Origin of the sequence: Iamia sp., assembly GCF_035575815.1 — a bacterium.
Lineage (GTDB): Bacteria > Actinomycetota > Acidimicrobiia > Acidimicrobiales > Iamiaceae > Iamia.
On the sequence record NZ_DATLXO010000117.1, the window covers coordinates 1 to 6,508 of the forward strand.

The following is a 6,508-nucleotide window of genomic DNA, read 5'->3' on the forward strand; positions in this document are numbered from 1 at the left end:
GTGGCGTGGGGTGGGGCCGGGCGGGGCACCCACCAGGTCCTGACCGCGGTGGAGCACTCAGCGGTCACCGCCGCGGCCGCCCGCCACGGGGAGATCAGCGTCGTCGGCGTCGACGGGTGCGGGCGCGTCGATCCCGACGCGGTGGTCGCCGCGGTGCGGCCGGACACCTCCGTCGTGCACGTGCAGTGGGGGAACCACGAGGTGGGCACGACCCAACCGGTGGCCGAGGTGGTCGCCGCGCTGCAGGAGCGGGGCGTGCTGGTCCACGTCGACGCCGCCCAGGCGGTCGGACAGGTGCCGGTGGACTTCAGGGGCCTGGGTGCGGATCTCATGTCGGTCAGCGGCCACAAGTGGGGGGCGCCGCTGGGGACCGGCGCGCTGCTGGTGCGGCGAGGGCTGCGCCTGGCGCCCCTGCTGGTGGGCAGTGATCAGGAGCGGGCCCGCCGGGCCGGCCTGGAAAACGTCCCCGCCCTGGCGGGGCTGGGGGCCGCCGCCGCTGCGCTCGGCGCGGACGATGCGCTGGCGACCCAGGCGGCCACCGCCCGACGCCTCACCGACCGGGTGCTGGCCGGGGTGGTTGATCTCGACGGTGTCCGGGCGCACGGCGACCCAGTTCGGCGCCTGCCCCACCTGGTGTGCCTCGGCTTCGACGACGTCGAACCCCAGGCCGTGCTGCTCGGCCTCGACGGGGCCGGTGTGGCCTGCCACTCGGGGTCGGCCTGTTCGTCGGAGTCACTGGAGCCCTCACCCACGCTGGCGGCCATGGGGGTCGACGCCCTGCGGTCGCTCCGCGTCTCGGTCGGCTGGTCGACCACCGATGCCGACATCGACGCCCTCCTCGCCGCCCTGCCCGAGGTGCTGGCCGGACTGCGGGCCCTCCGGCGCTGAGCGCGGCTCGGTGGCGACTCGATGGCCAACTGGTAGGCGATCTGGGGCCTGGGGCACCCGACCTCCCTACCGGTTCGTCGCCCGGCGATGTGACGATCGGCCCGGAGGCCGCCATCGACCGGCCGCCCCCTGACCGCTACCGTCGCCCGCCGTGACGCTCTACCTCGTCCGCCACGCTCATGCCGGCGCTCGCTCGTCGTGGGACGGTCCGGACGTCGACCGTCCGCTGAGCGAGAAGGGCCGCCACCAGACCGACGCCCTCACCGCCCACCTCGACGGTGTGGGCCTCGACCGTGTGCTCTCCAGCGCCTCGGTCCGCTGCCAGCAGACGGTCGCGCCGATGGCCAGGTCCCGGGGCCTGACGGTCGAGGTGCTCCCCGCCCTCGCCGAGGGCGCCGCGCCGGAGGACACCGATCGGCTCATCTGGGAGCTCGCCTCCGGCGGGGTCGACGCCGTGCTCGCGAGCCACGGTGACGTCATCCCCGCCGTCCTCGATGCCCTGCGGCGCGACGGGGTGCCCGTCGAGGAGGGCCACGGGCTGCCCAAGGCCACGTACTGCGAGCTGGCCGTCGATCCCGGCGGTCACGTCACCGGCGCCACCTTCGTCGACCCCCGTCCCTGAGCGCGCCCGGACCGCCCGGACCGCTGGATCCCTCCCCCGAGGCCGCGCCTTCGCCACACGGTTCTGTGTGCAGGGTTCCGCGGTCCGACCGGATCGGGCACACAGAAGCGATCGACAGCCCACCGGCAAGAAGGGAGGGCTCGGCTCAGGGCGGGTCGGTCGTCGGGGTCGGGGTCGGGGTCTCGGGGCTCGGCGTGGACGTGGCCCCGGGATCGGTCGCCTCGGCGCCGGGAACGGTCGTCTCGGCGCCAGAGCCGGAGTCTGAGTCCGAGCCCTCCAGGCCTTCGGCGATCTCGGGGCGGGTGCGGTCGACGAGGCCCTGCATGTCGGCCGGCGCGTCGAGCTCGTCGAAGGTCTCGAGCTGGCGGGCGGCCTCGGTGAAGCGCCCCTCGCGCACCGCCAGCACGACCTGGAAGGCCCGGGCGTCGGCGTAGGCGGGGTCGGCCTCCACGGCCCGGTCGAGCTGGGCGCGGGCGGCGGTGTAGATCTCGACCAGCGCATCTTCCGGGAGGCTCCCCGCCGCACTGTTGGCCGTCAGGTACAGGTTCCAGCCCAGGTAGGTGCGGGCCACCGCGTTGTCGGGGTCGTCTTCGAGGACCGCCTCGTAGCAACCGACGGCGTCGACAAGCTCCTGTCGGATGGTGAGGTCGATGCAGCGCGATGCGGCCTGGGTGGGGGTCTGGACGACCTCACCGGTGATGCCCTCGCCCTGCTCCCGCCGGCCCGACGCCTGGGCGACGAGCACCCCGGCGAGCAGCGCGAACCCGATCACCCCCGCGACGACCAGCAGCCGCTGGGTCCAGGAGCGTGACGGGGCGGGAGCCACCGGTGGCGCCTGCCCCCGCTGCTCGGCCCGCAGGGCGGCCGCGGCCCGAGCCGTGTAGTCGTCGCGCAGGGCGGTGTAGTCGTCGGTGTCGATGTCTCCGGCTTCGCGCTCGGCCTCGAGGTCGCGCAGGCTCTGGAGGAGGAACTCGGTGCTCTCGGCCCGGGGCGGGGTCGCCGACGGGCCCTTCGGGGAGCGCGGCGGGGCGGTCACCGACCGCTGCCCTCGCCGTGGCTGTCGTCGGGGTCCGAGCCGAGGGCGGAGGCGACGAGGGCCCGGTCTCGGGTCGAGGGCCCGGCGGGCTCGTCGCGCTCCCACCGGCGGAAGGCCAGGGCCAGGCTCCCAAAGGCGATCACCACGGCGGCGACCGGGACGATCCACACCAGCCCGGCGAAGCCCGAGCGCGGCGGGGTGAGCAGGATGTCGTCGCCGTAGGAGTCGGTCAGGCGGTTGCGAATCGTGTCGTCGCTGCGCCCGGCCTCGATGTCGGATCGGATCTGACTGCGGATCGCCTTGGCCGCGGGGGCGTCGCTGGTCGCCACGGCCTGCCCGGCGCAGGTCGGGCAGCGCACGTCGCCGCCGATCGAGCGGAGGCGCTCATCCGCGGTGCGCTCCCCGGGGGCACGGGCCCCGACCACGAGGGCGACGACCACCACCAGCCCGAGCAGCGCCCACAGCGTGCGGCGCGACATCAGCGGGTCGTCTCGGTCGCCGGGCCACCGCCGGCCTCGCCCAGGATGCTGTCGAGGCCGGCTGCGGTGACGCCCCCGATCAGCTTGGCCCGCACCACGCCACCGGGGTCGACGAGGTAGGACTCGGGCACGCCGGCGACGCCCCACTCGGCCACGACGGTGTCCTCGGTCAGCACGACCGGCCACTCACCCCCGTTGCGCTCGAAGAACCCCTCGACCGATGCCCGGTCGTCGGAGAACACGACGCTGACGACGTTGGCCTGGCCGGCCTCCTGCTGGGCCCGTTGGAAGGCGATGAGCTCGGGGTGCTCCTGGACGCACGGCACGCACCAGGTCGCGAAGAAGTTCACCACGAGCCACCGACCGTCGTAGGTGGCCGAGTCGAAGGACCGGCCCTCCAAGGTCTGGCCCTCGATGCGCGGCGCCTGGCGGCCGAGCAGCGGGCTGTCGACCTGGCGGTCACTGGCCGGGGCGCGGGTGGCCAGGACGACCACGAGTGCCAGCAGCACGACCGCGATGGGCAGTGCGATGAACACCGCGCCGCGGCCTCGCCGGGCGGACGGGCCCGCCGCGGCGTCCCGCCCGTCATCGTCAGGGAGATCGCGATCGACATCGAGCTCGGCGGCGGGCCCACGGTCAGCGGCCCCGGTCCGGGCGCTCATCGGTGACCCACCTCGTCACGGGTTGGGCGGTTGCGGCGCTGTGGTTCTGGGGCGCCCGCTGGTCGCAGAAGCGACCATGGCGTGCCCCACTTCGGTGGCGCCCGTCTCGCTCACGAGGTCACCGCCGGCTCGCGCTCGGGGCCCCCGTCTCCACCGCCGACGGGCTCGGCCCGCTGGGCGTCGGGGGACGGTGCGGCCCGGCCCGGGTGGTCCGGTGGGGCGGAGGTGGGCTCGGTGCCCCGGCGGCGCTTCCCCGGGAAGGCGGAGAGGGCGGTGCCGACGATCATCACCGCGCCACCGGCCCACAACCAGCCGACCATCGGTTGGATGATGACGCGCACCACGATCGTGCCGTCGCTGGCCCGGGGGGCCTCGATCAGCGCCAGGTAGACGGTGTCGCCGATGCCGTAGCGCACCGCCGGCTTGCCGATCTCCTGGGAGCCGTTGGGGAACGTCTGCAACCGGGGCTCGAGCGTGCGCCCGTCGACGTTCATCGAGGCCGAGCGGATGAGCCGGGTCGGGTCCGCGTCGCTCTCGGAGAACGAGTCGAACGTGACGTCGTGGCCGTGCACCCGGCGGCTGTCGCCCGGCGCCAGGCGGGCCTCCGTCTGCTCCGCGAAGGACCCCGATGCGGCAAGCCCGACGGCGATCAACACCACGCCGAGGTGAACGATCATGCCGCCGTTGGTGCGGCCCACGAACCCGCGCCACCCGTTGCGCCGGGTGGCCAGCACCACCTGGCGGACCGCCGCGCCGGCCGCGAAGGCGCCCAGGCCGAAGGCCACGAGCGGCACCAGGCCCCGCACACCCGTCACCACGCAGACGACGACCACACCGGCCCCGAACCACGCCGGCCACAGCAGGCGCTGGGAGAGCGTCTCGGTCGAGGCCTTGCGCCACGGCAGAGCAGGAGCGATGGCCATGAGGAACAGCAGCATCAGGCCGATCGGCCCGGACATCCGGTTGAAGTAGGGCACGCCGACCGACACCCGGCGGTCGTTGAGGGCCTCGGCCAGCAGCGGGAAGATCGTGCCGAAGAGCACCACGAAGGCGAACCCGGTGAACAGCACGTTGTTGGCCAGGAACGCCCCCTCGCGCGACAGCGGCGAGTCGATGCGGCCCGGGGCGCGCAGCGTGTCGCCCCTCCAGCCGATGAGCCCGAGGGTCACCACCACGATGACGGCGAAGAAGCCGAGGAAGATCGGTCCGATGGCCGACTCGCTGAAGGCGTGGACGGAGTCGAGCACGCCGGAGCGGGTGAGGAAGGTGCCCAGGATCGTGAGTGAGAACGTGGCGCAGAGCAGCGACAGGTTCCAGACCCGGAGCATGCCGCGGCGTTCCTGCACCATCACCGAGTGCAGGTAGGCCGTGCCGGTCAGCCAGGGCAGCAGCGACGCGTTCTCGACCGGGTCCCAGGCCCAGTAGCCGCCCCACCCGAGCACCTCGTAGCTCCACCAGGCGCCGAGCACGATGCCGACGGTGAGGAACCCCCAGGCGAAGAGGGTCCAGCGCCGGGTCTCGACCAGCCAGCCCTCGCCGATCCGCCCGGTGACGAGGGCCCCGATGGCGAAGGCGAAGGGCACGGTGAAGCCCACGTAGCCCAGGTAGAGCATGGGCGGGTGGAACGCCATGAGCAGGTGGTCTTGCAGCAGCGGGTTGGGCCCGGGCCCGTCTGCAGGCGGGTTGGCCACGGTGCCGAAGGGGTTGGCGGGCCCGGCCATGAGGGCGAAGAAGAAGGCGGTGACGGCGAACATGGCGAGCATCGCCCACGCCACCAGCGGGTCTTCGAGACGGGTGCGGAACTTCCACGTCACGACCACCAGGTAGCCGGCGAGCACCAGGCCCCAGAGCAGGATCGAGCCCTCGAGGGCGGACCACATCGTCGAGATGGTGAAGGGCAGCGAGGTGGCCCGGCTGCCGTTGTCGGCCACGAACTGGACCGAGAAGTCCCGGGTGATCAGCGCCCGCTGCATCGCGACGGTGGCGAGCACCGCGCCGAGGGCGGCCAAGCCGACGAACGACGGGATCTGGCGCAGCAGCACCGGTCGGCGCCGCCACTGGGCGACGACGACGGTGAGGACGCCGCCCAGGCTGGACACCAGGGCGAGGGCGACCCCGGCGGTGCCGAGCGACGCGTTCACGTCGCGCTCCTCGGGCGACCGGGGGGCGTGATGGTGCCGGTCACGGGGACCCGGGCTCCACCCGGTCGGAGTTGGTCTCCTTGTAGTCCTCGGTGTGCTTGATGACGATGCGATCCGAGAGGAAGCGGCCGTCGGCGCCGAACCGGCCCTCGAGCACCGACGGCACACCGGCGTCGAACAGCGGAGGCGGTTCGGAGCCGCGGTAGCGCACCGGCACCGACTCGCCGCCGAAGGCAACGGTGAAGGTGATGAGCTCCTCATCGACCTCAACCGGCTCGGCCACGACCGTGCCCTGGATGCGGACCCGCCGGTCGCCGATCTCGTCGCGCTCCGCGACCGCCTCGTCGACGTTGTAGTAGTAGAGCGAGGCCCCATCGAGCTGGCGGATCAGCACGAACCCGATGGCGCCCAGCAGGCCGACGATCACGAGGCCGCCGGCCACGGCCCGCGCCGGTGAACGGCCTCGGCGCCTCGCTCCGGCCCCGGAACCGTCGGGCCCGGTGCGCGGCGTGAGGTCGAGATCTCGGGGGTTCACATCCACCGGCGCTGGTCCTCGGGGACCTGGCGGGCCAGGCGGCGACCCCGCTGGGCGCTGCGCATCGCGAGCAGCCCGACGGAGACGAACACGACGACCCAGGCCAGTGCGACCGAGGCCCAGGCGGCGAGGGCGATCACGACGC

7 protein-coding genes are annotated in these 6,508 nt (G+C 73.8%); 2 read left to right on the top strand and 5 right to left on the bottom strand.

Translation table 11 applies throughout. The features are described from left to right. Positions 1-888 (top strand): cysteine desulfurase family protein (locus VNL12_RS12115; protein WP_325594885.1); only part of this gene is annotated, 888 nt, incomplete at its 5' end. A gap of 151 nt (positions 889-1,039) precedes the next feature. Beyond that, the gene (locus tag VNL12_RS12120; RefSeq protein ID WP_325594887.1) at positions 1,040-1,510 is read left to right on the top strand and encodes a phosphoglycerate mutase family protein; all 471 of its coding nucleotides are present in this window, start codon (positions 1,040-1,042) and stop codon (positions 1,508-1,510) included. Positions 1,511-1,655: 145 nt separating this feature from the next. On the opposite strand, the gene VNL12_RS12125 is transcribed toward VNL12_RS12120, so the two are convergent. From VNL12_RS12125 to VNL12_RS12145, 5 genes are all read right to left on the bottom strand, one after another. Continuing rightward, positions 1,656-2,546, bottom strand: coding sequence for a hypothetical protein (locus VNL12_RS12125; RefSeq protein WP_325594889.1), 891 nt, complete (start codon positions 2,544-2,546; stop codon positions 1,656-1,658). Then, entirely contained in the window at positions 2,543-3,025 is a 483-nt protein-coding gene (locus VNL12_RS12130; protein ID WP_325594891.1) for a cytochrome c-type biogenesis protein, read from the bottom strand. The genes VNL12_RS12125 and VNL12_RS12130 overlap by 4 nt, the downstream gene beginning before the upstream one ends. Continuing rightward, on the bottom strand, positions 3,025-3,687 hold the full coding sequence (locus VNL12_RS12135; RefSeq protein WP_325594893.1) for a TlpA disulfide reductase family protein: 663 nt from the start codon (positions 3,685-3,687) through the stop codon (positions 3,025-3,027). The genes VNL12_RS12130 and VNL12_RS12135 overlap by 1 nt, the downstream gene beginning before the upstream one ends. A 110-nt stretch (positions 3,688-3,797) precedes the next feature. Then, the gene (locus VNL12_RS12140) at positions 3,798-5,828 is read right to left on the bottom strand and encodes a heme lyase CcmF/NrfE family subunit (RefSeq protein WP_325594895.1); all 2,031 of its coding nucleotides are present in this window, start codon (positions 5,826-5,828) and stop codon (positions 3,798-3,800) included. Positions 5,829-5,868: 40 nt separating this feature from the next. Next, on the bottom strand, positions 5,869-6,369 hold the full coding sequence (locus VNL12_RS12145; RefSeq protein ID WP_325594897.1) for a cytochrome c maturation protein CcmE: 501 nt from the start codon (positions 6,367-6,369) through the stop codon (positions 5,869-5,871). Positions 6,370-6,508 lie beyond the last annotated feature (139 nt).